22 protein-coding genes are annotated in these 21,507 nt (G+C 42.0%); 11 read left to right on the top strand and 11 right to left on the bottom strand.

The features are described from left to right. Window positions 1-434: 434 nt before the first annotated feature. From ES754_RS11070 to lgt, 3 genes are read right to left on the bottom strand one after another with little or no spacing between them, the layout of a single operon-like run. On the bottom strand, window positions 435-1,004 hold the full coding sequence (locus ES754_RS11070) for a dihydrofolate reductase (protein WP_147224268.1): 570 nt from the start codon (window positions 1,002-1,004) through the stop codon (window positions 435-437). A gap of 57 nt (window positions 1,005-1,061) precedes the next feature. Then, window positions 1,062-1,922: a thymidylate synthase gene (locus tag ES754_RS11065; RefSeq protein WP_147224267.1), complete on the bottom strand. Its 861-nt coding sequence runs from the start codon at window positions 1,920-1,922 to the stop codon at window positions 1,062-1,064. A 41-nt stretch (window positions 1,923-1,963) separates the two neighbouring features. Continuing rightward, entirely contained in the window at window positions 1,964-2,848 is an 885-nt protein-coding gene (lgt, locus tag ES754_RS11060) for a prolipoprotein diacylglyceryl transferase (RefSeq protein WP_147224266.1), read from the bottom strand. Between the two features lie 168 nt (window positions 2,849-3,016). Between lgt and ES754_RS11055 the strand changes: the two genes are divergently transcribed. Together ES754_RS11055 and ES754_RS11050 are read left to right on the top strand one after the other, a co-directional pair. Next, the gene (locus ES754_RS11055) at window positions 3,017-4,702 is read left to right on the top strand and encodes a DUF4139 domain-containing protein (protein ID WP_147224265.1); all 1,686 of its coding nucleotides are present in this window, start codon (window positions 3,017-3,019) and stop codon (window positions 4,700-4,702) included. A gap of 64 nt (window positions 4,703-4,766) precedes the next feature. Next, complete coding sequence (locus ES754_RS11050; RefSeq protein WP_147224264.1) at window positions 4,767-5,639, top strand: NRDE family protein; 873 nt, start codon at window positions 4,767-4,769, stop codon at window positions 5,637-5,639. Window positions 5,640-5,729: 90 nt separating this feature from the next. Here ES754_RS11050 and ES754_RS11045 read toward each other — a convergent pair whose 3' ends face one another. Then, window positions 5,730-6,251 carry an RNA pyrophosphohydrolase gene (locus tag ES754_RS11045; RefSeq protein ID WP_147224263.1) on the bottom strand — a complete coding sequence of 174 codons (522 nt, stop codon included), beginning with the start codon at window positions 6,249-6,251 and terminating at the stop codon, window positions 5,730-5,732. A gap of 454 nt (window positions 6,252-6,705) precedes the next feature. Between ES754_RS11045 and ES754_RS11040 the strand changes: the two genes are divergently transcribed. Together ES754_RS11040 and ES754_RS11035 are read left to right on the top strand one after the other, a co-directional pair. After that, entirely contained in the window at window positions 6,706-7,119 is a 414-nt protein-coding gene (locus ES754_RS11040) for an OsmC family protein (protein WP_147224262.1), read from the top strand. A 14-nt stretch (window positions 7,120-7,133) separates the two neighbouring features. Then, window positions 7,134-7,559, top strand: a complete 426-nt coding sequence (locus ES754_RS11035) for an MAPEG family protein (protein WP_147224261.1) — start codon at window positions 7,134-7,136, stop codon at window positions 7,557-7,559. Window positions 7,560-7,613: 54 nt separating this feature from the next. Here the strand turns inward: ES754_RS11035 and ES754_RS11030 are convergent, their stop codons facing one another. From ES754_RS11030 to ES754_RS11000, 7 genes are all read right to left on the bottom strand, one after another. Next, window positions 7,614-8,645 (bottom strand): tRNA dihydrouridine synthase, encoded by a 1,032-nt coding sequence (locus ES754_RS11030; RefSeq protein ID WP_147224260.1) that lies wholly within the window; start codon window positions 8,643-8,645, stop codon window positions 7,614-7,616. Window positions 8,646-8,755: 110 nt separating this feature from the next. Then, complete coding sequence (locus tag ES754_RS11025; RefSeq protein ID WP_147224259.1) at window positions 8,756-10,252, bottom strand: UvrD-helicase domain-containing protein; 1,497 nt, start codon at window positions 10,250-10,252, stop codon at window positions 8,756-8,758. A gap of 164 nt (window positions 10,253-10,416) precedes the next feature. Next, window positions 10,417-11,286, bottom strand: coding sequence for a twin-arginine translocase subunit TatC (gene tatC, locus ES754_RS11020; RefSeq protein WP_147224258.1), 870 nt, complete (start codon window positions 11,284-11,286; stop codon window positions 10,417-10,419). Beyond that, window positions 11,283-12,020 carry a Sec-independent protein translocase protein TatB gene (gene tatB, locus ES754_RS11015; protein ID WP_147224257.1) on the bottom strand — a complete coding sequence of 246 codons (738 nt, stop codon included), beginning with the start codon at window positions 12,018-12,020 and terminating at the stop codon, window positions 11,283-11,285. The genes tatC and tatB overlap by 4 nt, the downstream gene beginning before the upstream one ends. A gap of 151 nt (window positions 12,021-12,171) precedes the next feature. Next, window positions 12,172-12,456, bottom strand: a complete 285-nt coding sequence (gene tatA, locus ES754_RS11010; protein ID WP_147224256.1) for a Sec-independent protein translocase subunit TatA — start codon at window positions 12,454-12,456, stop codon at window positions 12,172-12,174. Between the two features lie 130 nt (window positions 12,457-12,586). Continuing rightward, window positions 12,587-13,438 carry a bifunctional phosphoribosyl-AMP cyclohydrolase/phosphoribosyl-ATP diphosphatase HisIE gene (hisIE, locus tag ES754_RS11005; RefSeq protein WP_147224255.1) on the bottom strand — a complete coding sequence of 284 codons (852 nt, stop codon included), beginning with the start codon at window positions 13,436-13,438 and terminating at the stop codon, window positions 12,587-12,589. Between the two features lie 96 nt (window positions 13,439-13,534). Beyond that, window positions 13,535-13,987 (bottom strand): thioesterase family protein, encoded by a 453-nt coding sequence (locus tag ES754_RS11000; protein WP_147224254.1) that lies wholly within the window; start codon window positions 13,985-13,987, stop codon window positions 13,535-13,537. 568 nt (window positions 13,988-14,555) lie between these two features. Here ES754_RS11000 and rpmI point away from each other — a divergent pair. From rpmI to ES754_RS10965, 7 genes are all read left to right on the top strand, one after another. Continuing rightward, window positions 14,556-14,753, top strand: coding sequence for a 50S ribosomal protein L35 (gene rpmI / locus ES754_RS10995; RefSeq protein WP_147224253.1), 198 nt, complete (start codon window positions 14,556-14,558; stop codon window positions 14,751-14,753). 144 nt (window positions 14,754-14,897) lie between these two features. Beyond that, window positions 14,898-15,254 carry a 50S ribosomal protein L20 gene (gene rplT / locus ES754_RS10990; protein WP_147224252.1) on the top strand — a complete coding sequence of 119 codons (357 nt, stop codon included), beginning with the start codon at window positions 14,898-14,900 and terminating at the stop codon, window positions 15,252-15,254. Between the two features lie 314 nt (window positions 15,255-15,568). Continuing rightward, on the top strand, window positions 15,569-16,624 hold the full coding sequence (gene pheS / locus ES754_RS10985) for a phenylalanine--tRNA ligase subunit alpha (protein ID WP_147224251.1): 1,056 nt from the start codon (window positions 15,569-15,571) through the stop codon (window positions 16,622-16,624). A 122-nt stretch (window positions 16,625-16,746) separates the two neighbouring features. Continuing rightward, window positions 16,747-19,179: a phenylalanine--tRNA ligase subunit beta gene (pheT, locus tag ES754_RS10980; protein WP_147224250.1), complete on the top strand. Its 2,433-nt coding sequence runs from the start codon at window positions 16,747-16,749 to the stop codon at window positions 19,177-19,179. A gap of 240 nt (window positions 19,180-19,419) precedes the next feature. Next, entirely contained in the window at window positions 19,420-19,719 is a 300-nt protein-coding gene (locus ES754_RS10975) for an integration host factor subunit alpha (protein WP_147224249.1), read from the top strand. A 743-nt stretch (window positions 19,720-20,462) separates the two neighbouring features. After that, window positions 20,463-20,966 (top strand): BLUF domain-containing protein, encoded by a 504-nt coding sequence (locus tag ES754_RS10970; RefSeq protein WP_147224248.1) that lies wholly within the window; start codon window positions 20,463-20,465, stop codon window positions 20,964-20,966. A 55-nt stretch (window positions 20,967-21,021) separates the two neighbouring features. Next, window positions 21,022-21,471, top strand: a complete 450-nt coding sequence (locus ES754_RS10965) for a BLUF domain-containing protein (protein ID WP_147224247.1) — start codon at window positions 21,022-21,024, stop codon at window positions 21,469-21,471. Window positions 21,472-21,507: the final 36 nt, after the last annotated feature.

Here is a 21,507-nt window from a genome sequence, read left to right as displayed (position 1 = left end):
CAGCCTTAAGACTATTGTCATTCTAAAGTTAATCACTTTTGATAGTTAAAAAATAAAACTTAATTGTTGGTTTGGATAGCTGCGACAGTGTTGGCGAACATATTCCCAACGATTAAATCTATATCGCACATAGAAGCGGACGTGCACAGCTTTAGGGTAACAGCATCGAATAGCCATTAAGACCTCCATAATTGTTATAAAAATTTCACAACTATGGAGCATAGACATTTATTAGCGTTTGCTATAAAGTACATGAACCCGTCCAAGGTAAATAAACTTTATTAGTCAGCTAATAATAGAGTCTAACTCTATAGTTGTATTACATAAAAGTTTTTAAGCTCAGTAATTAACGTTGCTGAGCTTTTTTAATTCTCCATAATTAGTTTCTCCTCTTTGTTAATAGGTTATAAAAATAACTTTTTAATTAAGTTACTTTATGCTTCTTTTTGCATATAAGTCACAAACTTAAAGTCTAAACCACTCTTCTCATCGTGCATTTGCTCAGATTCCTGCGCTACATTAAAATCGCTTGGCAACTCAGGATAAAAAGCATCGCCACAATCAATTTTCGTATCGACATGGGTCAGCTCAATGCGGTCGGTATACGGTAACGCGTCACTAAATACGCGCTCACCACCAATCACCCAAATTGTCTCAAGTTCTAGATTTTTTGCTAAGCTTGCGGCTTGCGCTAATGCCTTATCTAAACTATGTACCATGACAGCTTTCTCATTGCCTACCAGACCTTTTTGCTCAGCGTAGTCCAGTTGGGTGGTGATAATAAAGCTCATGCGCTTCGGTAGCGGCTTACTACCCATCGACTCAAAAGTCTTACGACCCATGATGACAATGCCTTTTACAGCACCGTCAGTTTCTGCAGTAGTCATTTGCTTAAAATGCTGCAAATCGGCTGAGATATACCACGGCAAATCATTGCCTTTACCAATACAGCGATTGCGACTAATAGCGGCGATTTGGGCAACTTGAATGTTGGCATAACTCATGGGATGTTCCTGTAATTGTTATTAATATGCATAACTGGCTTTAGTTAAGACCGATGCTTATACTGAAACCTGCGCTTTAATAGCAGGATGCGATTCATAACCTTCAACTTTAATATCATCGTATTTAAAAGCAAACATATCATTTACATCCGGATTTAGGGTCAAAGTCGGCAATGCAAATGGATTGCGTGTTAATTGCAATTTTGCTTGTTCACGATGGTTCTGATAAATATGACAATCACCGCCCGTCCAAATAAATTCACCAACCTCTAATCCGCACACTTGCGCTACCATTTGGGTCAACAGAGCGTAACTAGCAATATTAAAAGGCACGCCTAAGAATAGGTCAGCTGAGCGTTGATAGAGCTGGCAAGAGAGCTTATTGTCCGCCACAAAGAACTGAAACATGGTATGACAAGGTGGCAAAGCCACTTGCTCAGCTTCACTAGGGTTCCAGCCAGAAACAATCAAACGCCGTGAATTAGGATTGGTTTTTATTTGTTTAATAACGTTAGTAATTTGGTCGATACCATCATTATTATAACTACCGTCAGCACCTTGGCTAGCGCCATAATTGCGCCACTGATGCCCATAAATAGGGCCCAAATCACCTTCAGAGCGATTAAAGCGTGCGGTCTGCGCGGCCGTTGCCCACTCGTTCCAGATGCGTACATTATTTTGCTGCAAATAATCAACGTGGGTGTTACCGCTCAAAAACCATAACAGCTCATAAACAATCGATTTAAAATGAACTTTTTTGGTAGTGAGTAGCGGAAAACCATCGGCTAAATTAAAACGCAACTGCGCACCAAAATGGCTAAGCGTACCAGTACCAGTACGATCACCTTTTTCGGTACCATTTGTTAAAACATGGCGCAGTAAATCTAGATAAGCGTGCTCATTTCTATCAGTAATCATAACTCTCAGCTTTAATAAATAGGTGGTTTATATAAAGTAACTTAATAAGCGCCTTGCTTACCCCAATCATAAATACCACGTTTATAAGCATAAATGAGCAGAATGAAGCCAATAATTATCATTGGTGCGGTCAATATTTGCCCTTTAGTCATCCAACCAAACAAGATATAACCCTGATCGATGTCCGGCTGACGGAAAAATTCAATGATAAAGCGGCTAAAACCATAGCCCAATAAAAAGACTGCAGTCGCTGCCATGCGTGGGCGCGGCTTGGATGAATACCACCATAAAAAGAGGAATAATAGGAGACCTTCGGCAAACGCTTCATATAATTGTGAGGGATGACGCGGCAATAAATACTGACCGTTAACTTCAAGTGCTAAGTCTTGCAAGGCTGGATTGGCTTGTAGTTGTTGTACATCAAAAGCGGCCGCTTGCGGGAAATAGGTCAGCCAGTTATAACCGCCATCAGAGACCCGTCCCCATAACTCGCCATTGATATAGTTACCTAAACGTCCAAATAAAAGACCAGTGGGCACACAAGGCACAATGAAGTCGAGGACTTGGAAAGGACTTTTTTTATATTTACGCGCAAAGTACAACATGCCAAGCATGACACCGATAAAGCCGCCATGGAACGACATACCGCCTTCCCAAACTTTAAATAAATAAGCAGGATTCTGTAATAGCTCACCGAATTGATAAAACAATACATAACCGACACGGCCACCTAAGATGACCCCAAGCGCACCAAAAAACACTAAGTCTGAGACCATATCGGTCGACCAATTGTCCCGCTTGGTGCTGCGATACCATGCCAAGCCATAAGCGGCGGCAAAAGCTAATAAATACATAAGGCCATACCAGTGAACTTCTACTGGGCCTAAGGATAGCGCGACGGGGTCATACTGAGGGTGAATCATCATAAAGGCATCATAAAGTTGGCAATAATATGCTGCTCATCATAGCAAAATTCGCTCGATAGGCATACAAAATCGTGATAGCGACTAAGTCATAATACTGTTTAGAGTGTATAGCTGTATTATAAGAAAACCGCTAAGATAGAAAAATATACTGAACTTTGGGGCGTTGTTATGCAAAAGAGCTTATTAAAACTATCTGTCTTAACTGACCAGCAGAGCGCGAGTGAATTTAAGGGGCGCTGGTTAAAAAAGACGGCAACGCCATTAGCGATAGTTAGCATTACCGCTATAAGTTTACCTTTAGTGCTGATAACTACGGCGCAAGCAGCGACGAGTACTATTGAGCAAGTGACTATCTATCAAGGCTTAGCGAGTGTCACTCGTGCTTTACCTATTAGCGGTACGGGTGAGCAGACCCTTATTTTCTCTTGCTTGTCACCCTTTATTGATAATGATAGCTTAAGCGTGCAGGCGCTAGGTAATGTTAATGTCGGTGAAATCAGTATCGAAACGTTGAGCGGGGAGCAAGCGGCGCAATGTCAGTATCAAGGAGATGCAAAAGTACAGACCCAACAGCAAACCTTAGCGGATATTACTGCAGAATTAGAAGCGGCAAAATTAGCCAAAGCTTATTTGCAGAATTTGACCAAAGTTACCCAAGTCAGTATGAACGGCTCTGTGGCTAGTACCACTCGAGATATGGAATCTGAAGCCAAAACTATTAATAAAAAAATATTAGCGATTCAACAGCAGCAAACCTTTGCTCAAGATGCGCTAACTCAACTGCTGGCTGGTAGTACCACCTCAACTCGTAATAGCGTTACCCAAGTCAGTGTGCGGACAGCTAGCCGTGCACCAAGCTCCGTGAAACTACATTATCAAGTACGCGGTGCTGGCTGGGAGCCGACGTATCAAGCGCGTTTAAATACAGAAAGTGAGCAACTAAATATTGTTGCCTCCGCCATAATTGCCCAGCAAACGGGAGAAAATTGGATAAATGTACCCTTAACATTAAGTACAATTAATCCCAATCAAAATACCACCAGCCAATTGCCAACCGTACCGCGATTATCGCTATATGAAGAGAGTCAAGATAAATTGGTTAGGTATACGCAACCTATGATGGAGAGGAATGCTACCCCGGTTGTCGTAGTATCAGAAGAGAAAAGCTATGCTGGCAGCGCGGCAATGGATTCAAATATGGCACCGCTACCTAACTTTACAGTCAGTAGCCAAAATAAAAATGGTCTTATAGAATATCGCTTGCCGCAGCGGGTCAGTATTCCAAGTGATGGCAGACGGGTGCGCACGGTTATTGATGAGCAATCGGGCAAGAGTAAGCTATGGGTTCGTAGTACACCCCATCAAGAAGCCGCTGCTTATTGGTATGCCTCAGCGCCGTTTTTGACCCCAGCTTGGGTTGATGGTTCGCTGCAACTTTACCGCGACGATAACTATGTCGGGCAGTCGCGCTATAGCTATCAGACCCTAAAAGAGCAAGGTATTGGTTTTGGTATCGACCCCAATATAATCGTCAAACAACTAGCCGATGAAGACAAACAAGGCGATAAAGGGGTATTTAATCGTCTGCAAACACGAACCATTAATCAAGCTTATCAGTTTACCAATCAGCATAATCGCAGTATGCGCTTGCAGGTATTAAGTGCTGAGCCTGTTAGCACTGATGAGAGTATTAAAGTCATTACCACTCATACTCCACCGATTAGTGAACAAGATTGGAACGATAATAAAGGGATAGTGGCATGGGAAGTTATTTTGCCAAGTAAACAGTCACAAGTATTCAACTCTACTTATCAGATAAGCTATCCTGTTAATAAGCAATTAAATACCAATTGATAAAACAATGCTTATGATAAAACTGAACCACTAATATAATAAGCAACTAATAAAAAGGATTGCTATGTGTATCGTCGCCATTACTTGGCAATTATTTGATGAGTTGCCATTGGTATTACTGTCTAACCGCGATGAGTTTTTGCAGCGTCCGACTGAGCCCCTACACCAGTGGTTGGATAAGCCCATCTATGCTGGGCGTGATAGTCAAAGTGGGGGTACTTGGCTAGGCATTCATCAACAGCAGCAACGAATACAACTAGAAGCACAGCCAAAAACTCAAGCTTCAAACCTAAAATACGATGAGCAAAATGGGCGCTGGGCAGCAGTGCTTAACTTTCGAGATGGCGTGCAGGCAACTGTCAGTGAGCGCTCTCGTGGCGAGTTAGTGACTGACTTTCTGACCAGTGATATAAGTCCAATGGCTTTTGCACGAGAGATTAACTTGCAAGATTATGCGGGCTTTAATCTTATTATTGGCGATGCTAAGCAAGCGGTTATCGTTAATAATCGCGGTTATGCACCCACACCTTTATATGCTGGGCTGCATGTATTTTCTAATGGTCAGCCGGATGAAAGTTGGTTTAAGACTGAGCGCCTGCGGGCTAGACTACGGCAAGAAGTGTTACCACTGATTGGTGAAAATAGTCACTTTGATTATTGGCAACCGGCAGCCTTTGACGTACTGTCAGATAATACTAAAGCGCCGCCGGATAAGTTGCCGCAGACTGGCGTCGCTAACAATATCGAGCAAGCGCTATCGTCTGTTTATATTGAGCCTATGGCTTTGGCTACTCTTAATCTCAATCTCAAAACCAGCATGCCGACTTATGGTACGCGTACGCAAAGTATTTTAACGTTGCGTAATGAAAAGGGTAGCGGTAGCCATGCAAAAATGAGGGCTGAACTTATCAGTCGTGAGTTAAATAACGCTAGCTAGGCTAGCTAGCACCAATAAAAATGTCTACTCTAGAGTCTGAAAAGTAACAGGCTCTAGAGCAGGCATTGATTTAAACTTAATGTTACTGAATTATTCTATAAGCAAATGATTGTTTTGCTCAGGAATAATCAGCTCTTGCTTGAGTGGCAGCTCACGCACCAGCTCTTGCAAGGCGCGGCGGTATACACCACGTTTAAAGTGAATCACTTGCCCAAGTGGGTACCAGTAGCTGACCCATTGCCAATGATCAAACTCAGGCTTACCCTCATCAAAGCGGATATGTTGAGTATTCAGCTCATCTAAGCGTAGCAAAAACCATTTTTGTTTTTGCCCAATACACAGTGGATATTGTCCATGACGCACGTAGCGTTTTGGCAAACGATAGCGCAACCAATCTTGCGTGACCGCCAATAAATCGACATGGCGCGGATATAACCCGACCTCTTCCCAGAGCTCACGATACATCGCATCCATCGGCGTCTCCCCTCGGTCAATACCACCTTGAGGGAACTGCCAAGCGTTGTGACCAATACGTTTTGCCCACAGAACTTGCCCTTGTGTATTTGCCAAGATGATACCGACGTTTGCGCGAAAACCGTCTGCATCTATCATGACTAAACCTTTCAAATCATTTAAAAGCGCTTATTTTAATAAAGTGCTGATATGTAAGTCATAATTATTATTCCGTGACAGATTGTGGCGGATATTGAGTGACTGATATCAATACATTATCAAAATAAGATTCATTACCGTTATTAAACCAAGAAACCGGCAAAATGTGTAACAGTATTTTGCTATAAAATGTTTCACGAATTTATAACTGTAAAATCAAAGGTTTATAGCGGTGATATTACAAGCTACTGATGGACTTATTTTTAGTGGTTTTTAGGCGATAAAAAATAATATTGCTAAGTAAATAAAAAATTTAGTTTAGTGTGCCATTCAATGACAGTTGCCCTATAAAACCGTGTTTTAGCTTGTGCTACACTAGCTCAGTAACGTAAATAGTAATGTGAGTTAGTGTTCCTAAAAGCTATCAATAACGAATTAAAATAAGGGTAAAACTATGGCAGAATCTAAAGCAAGCGTCACTTGGCAACAAGACAAAGCTTTTATGGGTGTGTCACCCTCAGGGCATAATGTCCAAATTGATGCGGACAAAGAAAAAGGTGCAAGCCCAATGGAGCTGATTTTATTAGGTCTTGGCGGTTGTGCCAGTTATGATGTGGTTGGAATATTACAAAAGACGCGTCAAGAGGTGCAAGATGTACGCTGCGAGCTTACCGCTCAACGTGCTGAGACAGTCCCCGCTGTTTATACTGATATTCACATGCATTTCGTGGTGACTGGTAAAGATATTGCAGACAAACATGTTGAAAGGGCGATTCACCTATCCGCAGAGAAATACTGTTCAGCCAGCCGTATGCTGGTACAAGGCGGCGTGAACGTCACTCATGATTTTGAAATTATCGCAGGGTAGGGGCAAAAATACTGATGAATGCACTATTTGGGCTTATTCCCGATACGGCAGCGGCAGCAATCTGGGCGATGGTAGTAGCAAGTCTGTTGCCCTTGGTCATGGCGATGTCCGCAAAAGTATTTGGCGGCTTTAACTTAAAAGATAATGCGCATCCGCGTGATTTTTTGCAGCATACCACTGGCGCGGCAGCACGAGCAAATGCTGCACAGCAGAACAGCTATGAAACCTTACCGATATTCTTAGTGGCAGTATTGGTTGCCATGTTGTTTTTTGTGCCGCAAGCCATTATTAATAAAATTGCATGGTTATATGTGATTATCCGCATGGGATATTGCGTCGCTTATATCACTAACTTAGCCATGTTCCGCTCGATACTTTGGGTGTTATCGATGATTTGTAGCTTGATGCTATTTTATCTAGCGATTCGAATTAGTGCTTAAGCGTTTTATTTTAAAATTTGTCGTTGAATAAAATATAATAAAGGCAGCTATTTATTATGAATATGTGCTGGTCTGTAGCGCATTAATAATGGCTGCTTTATTTTTTTCACGTTTAATAGCGTTCCATAATATTTGCGCCTCAACATAGCCTTTCGTAAGCATCGCTAGCCATTGTTTATAACGACCAATTAAGACGATGTCATTTTTGGCTTGCCCTTCCAAAAATTTAATTTGATGCGTTATCATTGCTTGCCACGATAAGGCTAGAGCCTCGTTCGCTATATTATTCGCCATGTTGTTTGCAATATTACTATCAACCTGCGCAATCAAATCGGGACGAGTCACTGCACCGCGCCCAAGCATAAGATGCGGCGTTCCTGCCTGCTGCATACAAGCTTGCGCTTGTTCAGCTGTCCAAATTTCACCATTAGCAATTATCGGAATATCTAGCGTATTAAAGCTCTGAATCTTATCCCAATAAGCGGGCGGCTTATAGCCTTGGGTTTTGGTACGGGCATGAATAGTCAACCAATCTGCGCCGCTATCAGCGATAGCTTGGCGAATCTCATTTATCTTAGAAGTATTGGTATAGCCCAAGCGAATCTTGGCCGAGACTGGAGTCTCAGCAGGAACCGCTTGGCGTACCGCACTAATAATTTCATACAATACTTCTGGCTCATCTAATAATACGGAACCGCCGCGGTGGTTATTAACTGACTTTGCAGGACAACCAAAGTTAATATCAATCGCGGGCGCGCCCAGCTCGCAAGCATAAGCAGCATTTTCTGCCATCAGCTGCGCATCACTACCTAATAGTTGTATATGAATGGGCGTGCCCGAGGCAGTCTTAGCATCATTATGCAATTCTGGCACATATTTATAAAATACATGCGCTGGCAATAAGTGCTGCGTCACCCGAATAAACTCACTAACCGACCAATCATAAGGACGGCCTAAGTCGTGCGCTATCTGAGTGAGAATTTGGCGCATCAAAGGGTCGCTTAAACCTTCCATTGGCGCTAGAAGGCGGACGGGGTTAGTGAATAATTGCTGTACTGCAAAAATTGGTTGGTAGTTATCAGTCATTAATATCTATTATTCATTGGTAGTTGGTCATAATTAAAAATTACGGAAATTTTTATGGATATAGTTAGTAGGTAAAAGCTGTGCTGTGAAGAACGAGCGTAGCTAAAGTCTTAGCTGCCATAAATCACTTTTTTCCCAGACTGCAATCCCAATATTAAGTCTTTAATATTATCAATATCTAAGTTGGATTGCGCGCGAGTACAGGCAACATACAGCAAGCGTAACTCTTCAGGATTAATTTTAATACCGTTGGTCGTGACATCGTAATAAAAATCATCATCGAGTTGCACGCGCCCCCATTCAAGCCCTTTTGCTTTATGAGCGGTGGAGATGACGTAATCAGCATTTTCAATACGGGTCAAGCTATTTACCGCTTGGCTTAATACACTGGTACCATGATCATCGACCAGTTTAACCAAGGTTTTCAGGTCGCTACCTTCCGAAGTTTCAGAATACTCTTGTACATCAGACCAGTTATAAAAATAGGCCAGCTCCGGTACCCCATACGCAGACTTACCATTTTTTAAGTTTTCTGCGGCTTGACAGAATTTCAGCATACGATCTGTATCAGCCTGTAACGCTACCCGATGGCCTAACTTTAAGCCTGTTAATAACTGCGACATCGCCGCCGCATTGGTTCGGCATAAGATGGCATCTTTTTTACTATGTACCAACCCTTTTTCGGTTGAAGATTGTTTATTAGGATTACCAATTAATGGCACGTCCTCTTGTAAGGCTTTTAGTAAGGTATTGGCAACTTCTGCAATCGGGTCACCAAAGCGAAACGATTGGGTCAATAAAGTCTGCGGTAGTGGTAGCTTTTTCATCGCATTAACCGCACCGCGCCATTCATAAATCTGCTGATGGGCATCCCCCACATAAATGACTTGTTTTGATTGCTGGGTTAAGATTCCCATCATTAACGGGTCTGCATCTTGGGCTTCATCAAATAAGATAAAGTCCGCTGGAATACTAGGTTTGGATAATGCCCATAGTTTTAGATAAATATCATGACCGATACCTGCCGGATGGCGTGAATCAATCGATTGTAACCAACGCTGCTCAACGGCAGGGTAGAGCATTTCACGCAGTTGCTCGGCATCGGAACCATCGAGCCATTTTGGAAATTCAATATGGCGCGGCGCCGGGTAGCTGGCATGCGTACTACAAAAGTTACTGACTGCATCACTGACGAAGCGCGCCAGCCTTGCAGGGGTTAACGTAATGTACTTATTGACCCCATCCATTTGCCTGCGCACTTGTACGGGCTGCAAGCCTAAGTCGTCGCCTAGGCGTTTGGGCGAAAAGCGTGGCAATGATAGCTTGGCAGTGATATCACGTCCGACATGCCGATAAGCTAGCGAATGAAAGGTGCGGCAGTCTACATGCGACGGGAATTTTTGCCGTGCATCATTGGCAATCGCTTTATTAAAGGCTAGATATAACCCGCGTCCAGGCAAACGCTCACCAATAAGTTTTAAGGTCGTGGTTTTACCCGCGCCAGCATAGGCTACCACTTTAAAAGACTTACGATCCATCGCCATGTTGAGGGCATTGAGTTGCTCATCGGTGGGATGGCTCATATAAGCGGGCATAGATGCAGACATAAAACGTTACCTGAAGTGCGAAAATGACGGGGGTAAAAAAAGCCACTGAATAGTCAATGGCTGGCTGGTGAGTAATAGGATAGTAATAAATAAAAGAAAGAAGTTAATCAATGGAAAACTATTGAGTAAAAACGCTCAAATAAAAAACAACGCTTAATCCAATTTTAGTTGCTCTCTGATATCTCATTTTCTGAGATGACGTCTGTACTACGTTCCTCTTTAATTAATATTTGTGCTAAAAATAAACCCAGCTCAAACAACAACCACATCGGAATTGCCAGCATCAACATTGACACGCCATCGGGCGGGGTCACTACGGCAGAAAGACCAAAACAGCCCACTATAATATAGCGGCGCTTGTCCTTAAGACTCTGAATGGAGACGATACCGACTAATATCAATAGTAACGTGACTACAGGAATCTCAAAAGTCAGGCCAAACACCATAAATAGTTTTAGAGCAAAGCTTAGGTAGCTGTCAATATCAGTCATTGGTAGGACGTTTTGCGGGGCAAAAGTGATAAAGAACTTTAACACCCCTTTTAATACAATAAAGTAGGCAAAAGCGACGCCCGTATAGAATAAAAGTATCGAAGATAATAAGACCGGAATAGCAATTTTCTTCTCTTTTTTATACAAGCCCGGAGCGACAAATGACCAGATTTGATACAAGATATAAGGCATAGCAAAGAATGCGGCGACAAATATTGTTAAGCGAATCGGTGCCATAAAGTTGGAGGTGATGTCGGTAGCAATCATAGTCGAGTTGGCAGGCAGCTGTGCCACTAGCGGATCCGATAAAAAATTATAGAGCTCACGCGAAAATCCTACCAACACTAAAAATATAATTAAAACTGCCACACATATTTTGATTAAGTGCGCGCGCAGCTCTATCAAATGCTCAGTAATCGGCATGTCTGCAAGGTTACTTAGTACATCGTCAGTTTTACTATTAGTAGAATTGTCTGTTTGTGCTTGGTCTTCTGAATCCGCTATTTTTTCTTGGCGACTTTTTTGGCGTTTAAATAATTTCATTTATCCGCCTCTTGTTTAACCAGAGAAGGGGGACTAATTATAGGTGTAGACGCTGGCGCAGCATTGAGGCTTGTTTGATTTAAAGCTGAATTTAATAAGCTATCGGCTTTATAGTTTGGTAGTAACGGCGGAGCAGGTAAGCGGCGCGCTTTATCATACGGGCCAAGACGAAACCACATGTTTTCCCATGGCTTGGTAATGATGGGCTGCACGGCGACATTGGCAGACTTACCATCTGCTATGTTGTTATTATCATCGATATTTGAAAGTTTTGAAGTGTCTTCTGCGCTCTGGAATGGCTGATGAGTTTGCTCTTGTCCATAAGCGTAGTTGAACTCTTTCGGCATCGACTTTTTAGGCCCAAGACTGTCTGGTCTTGGATGAACCATAGGTTCTAGGTCTTGTTTGTATTGAAGCTCTGTTTCTGGTGCTGCGTTTAAACTTTGGTTTTGTGAAGATTCAAATTCCTTCATGCTACCGCGCATCTCTGCCAGTTCACGCTTCATATCCGTTTCAGTTTGACGGATTTTGGCAATCTCATCTTGCATTTGTTGACGCGTTTCGGCCAAATCAAACTCAGCTTCTATCTCAGACTGTAAGGTAGATACCGTACGGCGAATTTTGGCATACCATTGGCCAGCCGTACGGGCAGCCTTCGGCAGTTTCTCAGGGCCCAATACAATTAAGGCAATGACGCCAAATAGGAGTAATTCGGAAAACCCGATATCAAACATAACGCTCAAATATAGTAATTAAGGTAGCAAATAGGCATTAGAAAACGAACCATCTTAAGAATCGGCATTCTAAATGCCTAACTCCTAAATAGTAAGTTAATAGATACTAAGTCTCTAAACATTAAGATTTGCTGGCAAAAAGCAACATGCTTTACACCTTATGTTGGTCATCAACTGGCGCAGGACTGATTTCTATATCATCAACCTGAGTTCCTACTCGTGTGCTTGATTGAGTATCTGAAGCACGAGTACTGCTTTCATGATCAAGTACACGATGTTTGTTTTTGTGTTCTAAGTTTTCATCTTTAACGGCTTCTTTAAAGCCTTTTACCGCGCCGCCCAAATCTTTGCCAGCATTTTTAAGCTTGGAGGTGCCAAAAACGACCACCACCACCACCAACAAAATTAGCCAATGCGTAATGGAAAAGCTACCCATAACGTTATCCTCAGGTCTTGGTAAGACCGATATGTATTTTAGTACGTCGAACTTAGCTATATTATAACGCGCACTGATGATAAAAGGTGAAAACAGCCGTAATCAAATTTAGTTACTTACCAGCTTAAGGTTACCGCGCCGCTTTTTCATCGATACCAGACAGTCCAAAGCGTCGTCCCAGCTCATTTAAAACGGCGTCTGACTCAATATCGAACCACGCTAGACCCACTAAAGTATGAAACCAAACATCTGCTACTTCATAAATCAGCTCATGACGTGCAGCATCAAATCCTGCTTGATCTGTGTTCTCATCACAATTGGCAAAGTCTTTGGCAGCAATGATGCTTTCAGTCGCTTCTTCACCTACTTTTTCAAGTATTTTGTTCAAACCTTTTGCGTATAGGCTTGCCACATAAGAGCTGTCAGCATTCGCTTGTTTGCGTTCCGCTAAAACGCTATCAAGCTGCTGTAAGATAGGTGCGCTGTTTGGCTGAGTATTGTTATTTGCTTTGTCTATAGTGGCTGCTTTATCTACAAGCGCTTCGATTGGGCTATCATTATTTAAAGCATTATGGTTATCAGTATGATAAATATCAGCAGGATCTTTGATTATCCTATCAACGGTCTGCCAAGTAGGTTCAGCTCCTGATAAATCTAGGCGTTGATAAAAGCAGGATTCGCGCCCTGTGTGACAAGCGATACCACCAACTTGAGTGACACTCAACACAATCACATCAGCATCGCAGTCTAAGCGAATATCATGTACTTGTTGAGTATGACCAGACGTTTCCCCTTTATGCCACAGCTTATTGCGTGAGCGTGAAAAATAAACAGCGGTCTGTGTTTGCGCGGTCAGTTGTAACGCTTCGGCATTCATCCATGCCATCATCAAAATACGTCCTGACTGCTCGTCTTGAGCAATCGCAGGAATTAGGCCATCAGCATTAAAGGTCATAGTGGTAAGCCAAGCAGGTACGGTCATAGTCTGTGTGTCATCTTATATATAGAGTTGTGATTAATAGTAGCGTCATTGCAGTAAAGCTATCGGTATTAAAACTAATGGGAGAGTGCATCTATCTTAGGTCATTAGGATGTCAAATGGTGGTGGACTCAACACTTCTTGAATCATACTGGTTAGAGTCGTAATTTTATCTAATCGGTAGTCATAACTGACGAAATGTTGCCGAGCCAATGCTACTAATGAGCCATCATGCATACGAGTCACTTTAATAGCCATTTCTCCACCGTTTTCAGACAGTTGTTCCACGCCAACCTCGAATAACAGCTCTTCACGCGCACGGACTCGGCTCATTACTTTAAGATGTAAGTTATTGACCATTATGCCCTGATGATCTGCATTGATTTCTTGAATACCTTTGGAATACAAAAAACGAGCCCGCGCTTCCGCCAATAGCGTTGTCAGCGATTCGAGAGTCAGATACTGACCCCCATCGATTTCGGTACTGCGCACGCGCATGACCGTCTCAAAAACAAACACCTCGTCATCGAAGATTAATTCTTGATCTGACAACGTTATCTCCTAATTTATTGATACATAATGACCGATATATAATGATTATCTCTGGTAAAAATTGTATAAGCTGGCCGTGTTACAATCAGTTATAACTATATACCATGCCAACCCCTATCTTTATAAATGGGGCGGAATCAAGAGGCCTTAAAAGACGACGCCCACTCAGCAACTACTTAAGCATAGCTTAAGCATACATTCAATCTATTTAGGAATGAGCGGTCAGTTTATTTAGTCTTATTTTATATTATTTATCAAACATATGTCTATTTTTACTATATATCACAATCATCACTAATATCAATATTAAGAAATTATTAATATTAAAACATAGCTAAAATAAAAGAAGGTATAAAAACTGATTAAACTTTAATAGAGTAAATGCTAGAGTGCTAAAGGTTAAATCATTAAAAAATGTTATCCAGTTAAGAGTGGTTGAATTAGGTACTAAAACTTAGCTTGGCAAAATAGCTACACTTCTGCTAAAATAGCGCCTCCCACCTCGAGGCAAATAGTAAGTTAGCTATTTGACGACCAGGTTCTACTGAAGATAAAGAGGCAATCACTCATGAAAGTGAAGATGAAAACCAAAAGCGGCGCCGCCAAACGTTTTAAAAGAACAGCGAATGGCTTCAAGCGTAAGCAAGCATTTAAAAGTCATATTTTGACCAAGAAATCAGCTAAGCGTATTCGTCAGTTGCGTGGTATGAAGATGGTGGACAAGTCTGACGAAGCAGCAGTTCGTCGTATGTGCCCATACATCTAATCGACTATCGTCATTTAGATGACTTTGCAATATGCCAGCTCTGCGGGTATTTATACCGCATCGCTGTCACCGAATATCGATTACTGAATAGTGACTACTGAATATTAATCACTCAGTGTTAATTAAAATATCTTGGAGTAAATTATGGCCCGTGTAAAACGTGGTGTACAGGCGAATCGCCGTCACAAAAAAATCTTAAAACGTGCAAAAGGTTACTACGGTGCCCGTTCACGTGTTTACCGCGTAGCAGTACAAGCGGTAACTAAAGCTGGACAATATGCATATCGTGACCGTCGCAACAAAAAACGTAGCTTCCGTCGTCTTTGGATTGCGCGTATTAATGCTGGTGCACGCTTAAACGGTTTAAGCTATAGCCGCTTTATTAATGGCATGAAACACGCCAACATCACTGTTGACCGTCGCGTACTTGCTGACATCGCTATGCATGATGCAGCAACTTTCAGCGTATTGGTTGAAAAAGCAAAAGCAGCATTGGCATAAATATTAACTCCGTTTAACTGCGTGCTGCTCTTAATAATTTTGATTAAAGGCAGTCCGTGTTTAAAATGACAGGTTTAATATTAATTAATAATACGATATTAATAAAAGCTACCGCTGGTCGGTGGCTTTTTTTATATGAGCATTATTAAATAGTGCATTGATATTATTTAGTAATGTTCATTAACGTGTAAATATTCAAGTTATTAACCACGTTTCCGCAGGTTGATAGTGATTATTGCTTAAGTAAATAATTTGTAATATTTGGTCAAACATTTACACTTACTAGATTGTCTAAATCAGGAATGATGCATCCTATGACTACTTCTGCTGCTACTAACGATTCGTCGGCGCTACCGACTCTACCTTCTGAGTTGAACGAGCTTAATGAAGCGCAACTAAATGAGTTTGCAAGCGCTGCTGAAACCCTTATTACAAAAGCTACTGATGTGCCTGCACTACAAGAGTTGCGTGTCCAGCTTACGGGTAAAAAAAGCTTATTAACGAGCTGGTCGAAGCAAATGGGTAAGCTCGATAGCAATGACAAAAAGACTTATGGCGGGTGGTTACATCAAGTGCGTAGCCGTATTCAAGAAGCGTTGACTTCGCAGCAGCAACAGTTAGAAGTTGCAGCTTTAAATGCTAAACTAGAAGCAGAGCGTATCGATATCAGCTTACCCGCGCGTGGTGGGCAAAAAGGTCATTTGCATCCCGTCACTATGATTACTCAGCGTATGCAGCAGTTCTTTGTGCAAGCAGGATTCAATGTGGCGACCGGTCCTGAAGTAGAGAGCGATTATTATAATTTTGAAGCGCTCAATATTCCCTCGCATCACCCAGCGCGTGCCATGCACGATACTTTTTATTTTGACGCGCATTATCTTTTACGTACTCATACTAGTCCCGTACAAATTCGTACCATGGAGAAGAGTGCGCCGCCTATCCGTATCATTTGTCCAGGTCGCGTCTATCGTAATGACTCAGACCAAACTCATTCGCCAATGTTTCATCAGCTAGAAGGGTTGATGGTCACCGAGTCGAGTACTTTTTCTGAACTAAAAGGTCTCATCAGTGAATTCTTACAAGCCTTCTTTGGCAAAGAGCTAACCGTCCGTTTCCGTCCGTCATTTTTCCCGTTCACTGAGCCATCAGCTGAAGTTGATATTTTAGCTGATAATGGTAAATGGTTAGAAGTTATGGGCTGCGGTATGGTGCATCCACAAGTGCTGACCAATTGCGGTATTGATGCTGACAAATACACGGGCTTTGCTTTTGGCATGGGTATTGAGCGTTTTGCCATGCTGTATTATGGTATTGATGATTTGCGTTTATTTTTCCAAAATGACGTGCGCTTTTTAAAGCAATTTGGTTAAGTTGACTGGTTAAGTTAGCAGGTTAAGCGTTCTAAATTTTTGCTTATTAATAACATAACCAGTAAGCAAATAACGCGGCTGCCATGACTCTTTTATTACATTTATTTTGATCAGAGATATTTATGAAAATTAGCGAACAGTGGCTACGTCAATGGGTAAACCCTGCCAATACCAGTGAGCAATTGGCCGAACAGCTAACGATGGCTGGGCTTGAAATTGATGACCAATATGCGGTCGCCCGTGCCTTTAATGGTGTGGTAGTAGGTGAGGTTATCAGCGTTGAGCCCCATCCAGATGCTGACAAATTGCGCGTCACTCAGGTCAATATTGGTAACGATGTGCCTATTCAAATTGTATGCGGTGCGCCTAACGTCCGCGTTGGTATGAAAGCGCCAGTTGCTACCGTTGGTGCCGTATTGCCCACCAATGACAGCAGTAATGATAAAGCGGGCTTTCATATTAAAGCGAGCGAGCTACGCGGCATTGCTTCAAATGGCATGCTATGCGGCGCCTCTGAGATTGATTTGACTGACGATATAGATGGCTTGCTTGAGCTGCCAGAGGATGCCCCAATTGGCACTGATATTCGTGAATACTTAGGTTTAGACAACCAGATATTCGATATTGCCATTACTCCTAACCGTGGTGATTGTTTTAGCGTACGTGGTATCGCGCGCGAGATTTCAGTTATGAATGATTTGCCTGTACAGACTCCTGATACTATTAATATTTCGCAGACTGAGTCGCAAGCGTCTGACGATACTCATTCTACGCCTAGCGTAACTGTAAATGCGCCGGACGCCTGTCCGCGCTATTTATTACAGTCTATTAATGATATTGACCGCAGTATTGACACCCCTAAATGGATGCAAGATGCACTGGTTCAGTCAGGGTTACGCTCACATAACTTCTTGGTCGATTTGACAAATTACGTGCTGATGGAGTTTGGGCAACCGCTACACGCTTTTGATGCCGATAGCATTGTCGGTGATATCAATGTGCGTTTAGCGCAGCCAAAAGAAACCATTACTTTACTCAATGAGCAGACCATTAGCCTAACGGGTGATGAGTTGGTTATTGCCGATGACAAAGGTGTACTGGCATTGGCCGGTATTATGGGAGGTCAGCGTAGTAGTGTCACTGATAAGACGACTAATATTTTGTTAGAAAGTGCTTTTTTTAGCCCATTAGCTATTGCTGGGCGAGCTCGCCGTTTTGGTCTACATACCGATGCCTCACAACGCTTTGAGCGCGGAGTCGATTTTGAATTGCCAGCACAAGCTTTGGCACGTGCGCGTGACTTAATTACCAGTATTACTGGCGGACAAGCAGGATCAATAGCTAAGTCTGAACATAATGAGCAACTGCCAGCGCGTACTCCTATTACCTTACCGATAGCTAAAGTTCGCGATGTCATCGGTATTGAAATTTCACCGGATTTGATGGTGCGTATTTTAACCCAATTAGGACTCATTGTAGAACAAACGGCCGATGCGCTCATTTGCACCCCGCCATCGTATCGCTTTGATTTAAGTATCAAAGAGGATTTGATTGAAGAGATTGCGCGCATTTATGGTTACGATAATATTCCAAGTACCTTGCCGCATTTGCAAGTCAGCATGGATTATGATGATACTGCTGATTTGACTTATGAGATGAAACTGGCCTTAGTTGATGCCGGTTATATGGAAGCGATTAGCTTTAGCTTTAGTGATGCTAAGTTAGAAGCTTTGATTGATGATGAAGCATTGGGTGAAGTATTGGCGCTTGCCAATCCGATCTCTAGTGACTTGGCAGTAATGCGCCGTACCTTATTATCAAGCCTGTTGCCTTGCGTGCAATACAATCTTAATCGTCAACAATCACGGGTACGTTTTTTTGAAACCGGACTTAGCTTTGTTGGTCGTAGCATCAGTGATTTAGTACAAACCCCAAGTATGGCTTTGGTGGCGGTTGGTAATGTCTGGGATGAGCAAGCCTATCAGAATCGGGCACTGGATTTTTATGATCTCAAGCATGACGTTGAGCAATTAGTTCCTGCACAGTTAGATAGCGCGCGCATTCGCTATGAGCGTAGTGATTTAGATTTCTTACACCCGGGTCAAAGCGCCAAGTTATATATCGACGAGCATTATATCGGCTGGCTCGGTCAATTACATCCCAATACTGCTAAGCAGCTTGATTTGCCTGTCACTTGGGTTGCACAACTGGAGTTAGCACCTCTGTTAACGCTAGCCCGTGAGCAGAACGCTATCGTAACGCCAAGTAAATTCCCACAAGTACGCCGCGATATTGCCATTTTAGTGGACAGTGATATCAGCGTACAGACTTTGCAAGCGACGATACGCGCAGCAGCTGGAGCGTTATTGACAGGTTTATGGTTGTTTGATGTTTATCAAGGTGAAAACGTACCGAAAAATCAGCGCTCATTGGCTTTTGCCATTACTTGGCAAGATAAGAGCCAAACGCTATCTGATGAGGCGGTTAAAGTCATTACTGATAAAGTTGTCAACGCTTTAACCACGCAACATGGCGCGCAACTTCGCGACAGTTAATGCTTGATAGCAGTAATAATTTACAATAAACGAACAGCACTATTTTAACTCAAGGCTTTATAGCCTAGTAAGGTCAATAGTGCTGTTTTTTCATGCAGAGAGCTAACTGGTTATTAATAAAGGACTTTATTTCACAATTTATTAAAAAAACTGTAAAAACCCTTTATAATAGCCAAGGTTATCCGTCATACCTCTATCTGACGTTATCTAGATATATCGACATAGCAAAGGAGTCGTACTGTGAGTACCTTAACCAAATCTGACATGATTGAGCATTTAATGCATCAGCTTAACCTCACCCGTCAAGAAGGGCGCTGTTTGGTTGAGAATTTTTTTGATGAATTATCAGAAAGCTTAATCGATGGTAAAGAGGTAAAACTCTCAGGCTTTGGTAACTTTGAGCTTAAAAATAAAAACAGCCGTCCGGGTCGTAACCCAAAAACAGGTGAGCCTGTGGACGTTTCTGCGCGCCGCGTCGTCACGTTTAAGACAGGACAGAAGTTTCGCCAAAAAGTTGATGAGCGCTTATTTGATGTTTAATAATGAGTGATGTCAATCAGCCAGCTCATATTTATTTTCCGATCTTCTAAGTATTTGCTAAAAAATGCTTAGAAGATTAATACTAAACTATCTAATGCCTAAGAGTATTAAATCTCATTTAAGTAGCATATCTGTATGATAATGCTAGCCTATTAGGCTATGCTTTATTAAAAAAGTAAACAATAGTCAATTTTTAAGAATAAAATACTGTATTAAAAATAATTCACAAACCAAAATAATGGTGGATTGATGTGATAGGTTAAACCATTATCTAGCATTGACTAATGCTAACAAGACTTACTTGCATGACTTTGAGTCGCAAAGTAAAAAATTTATTGAGATGAGAGGCGCAGTAACGTTTGTGGTATTGCTTCAATACCTTCAATAAAGTACGCTTAGAAATCGATATTCAAGAAACGTCATCTCTAAACGTCAATAACATCTGGCATAAGTAAATGTCCCAAACATGAAGCGCTAATATTGAATTTGGCGACTCATCTCAAAAAATATATAAGCGCAGGACCCTTGAGGTTATTGTTCAAACTGAAGCAGGGCGATAATAGCTTGTATTTATTAGTCATACCGCAAAAAATTTAGAGTTCTATAAAAGGTCATCTACTATGCGCTATGCGATAGTGATGAGCTCTCTGAAACAATTAAATATCAACTTTGCCCTTTCTATCGCAATTATTCATTTAACTATAGATTTCTCTCGAAATCTGGCTAAACAATCGGAGTTACCAATGGAACTGGAATTATCTAAGTTTTCAGAAAAGAATGATGCAAAAGTGCGACCGGGCGGGCATATTATTTTGCGTTTAACTTATATTAGCCATTATAACCCTGATAATGCCAAGCTCGAAGTGGCGCGTATCCTGCAGCAGGCGCAACGCAACAACGAGCGTAATGGTGTTACTGGCGTGTTAGTATTGAATGACGACTTCTTTCTCCAGAGTATCGAGGGCGCAAGACCTGTCATTAATGAGTTGTTAGGGAAACTGGTTGAGGACACTCGGCATTTCTCGTTACAAGTTATTGAATGTCGTGAAATTGAGCAGCGTCGTTGGAATAAGTGGTCTATGAAATATTTAACGCCCAGCGAGCAGGATAAAAAATATGTGCTTAGGTTCTCAGCAGGTACTGACTTTAATCCTTATCTAATGAGCACCTCTCAAGTCATGATGTTTATTGACACCCTATCAGAGCTTCAAGAGCAAGCAGAAAGGCGTGCTTCTGAGATGAAATAGTTTTATCTTTCAATTTGCCATTCAAGCTCAATGCAATTTATAGAAGGGACAGGATATGCCAAAAACAACTTCAGATGCCCACATTCTAGTGAACATGACATACGTGAGCCGCGCAACCTCAGACGTGGATGCAAAAGAGCTCGGTGAAATTCTGCAAGAAGCACAAGATAACAATGCCGCTAACGGGATTACCGGCATGCTGATTTTTCATAACAATTATTTTTTACAAACTATCGAAGGGCCAAGAGCACAGATTAACCGTTTGCTATATGCGTTAATGGCTGATAAGCGGCATCATGATGTACAGCTACTTGAAGCGCGTGAATTGAAGTATAGAGAGTGGCCTAAATGGCTAATGAGTTATACCTCTCCAAGTGAAGCGGCGGCGGCAATTCATATTAAATACTCTACTACTGTCGAATTTAATCCGTACTTGCTAAGTGCTGAATCAGCCCGTGGTTTGATGATTGAGCTTAGTAGTCAATCAGGAGAGGCGACAGTATAGCTTGTGCAAGAATAGCAGGCACAAAAAAAGAGAGCA

Source organism: Psychrobacter frigidicola (assembly GCF_007997305.1).
Classification (GTDB): Bacteria; Pseudomonadota; Gammaproteobacteria; order Pseudomonadales; family Moraxellaceae; genus Psychrobacter; species Psychrobacter frigidicola.
Note: the sequence above shows the minus strand (reverse complement) of the source record. Positions and strands in the feature narration are given on the sequence as shown.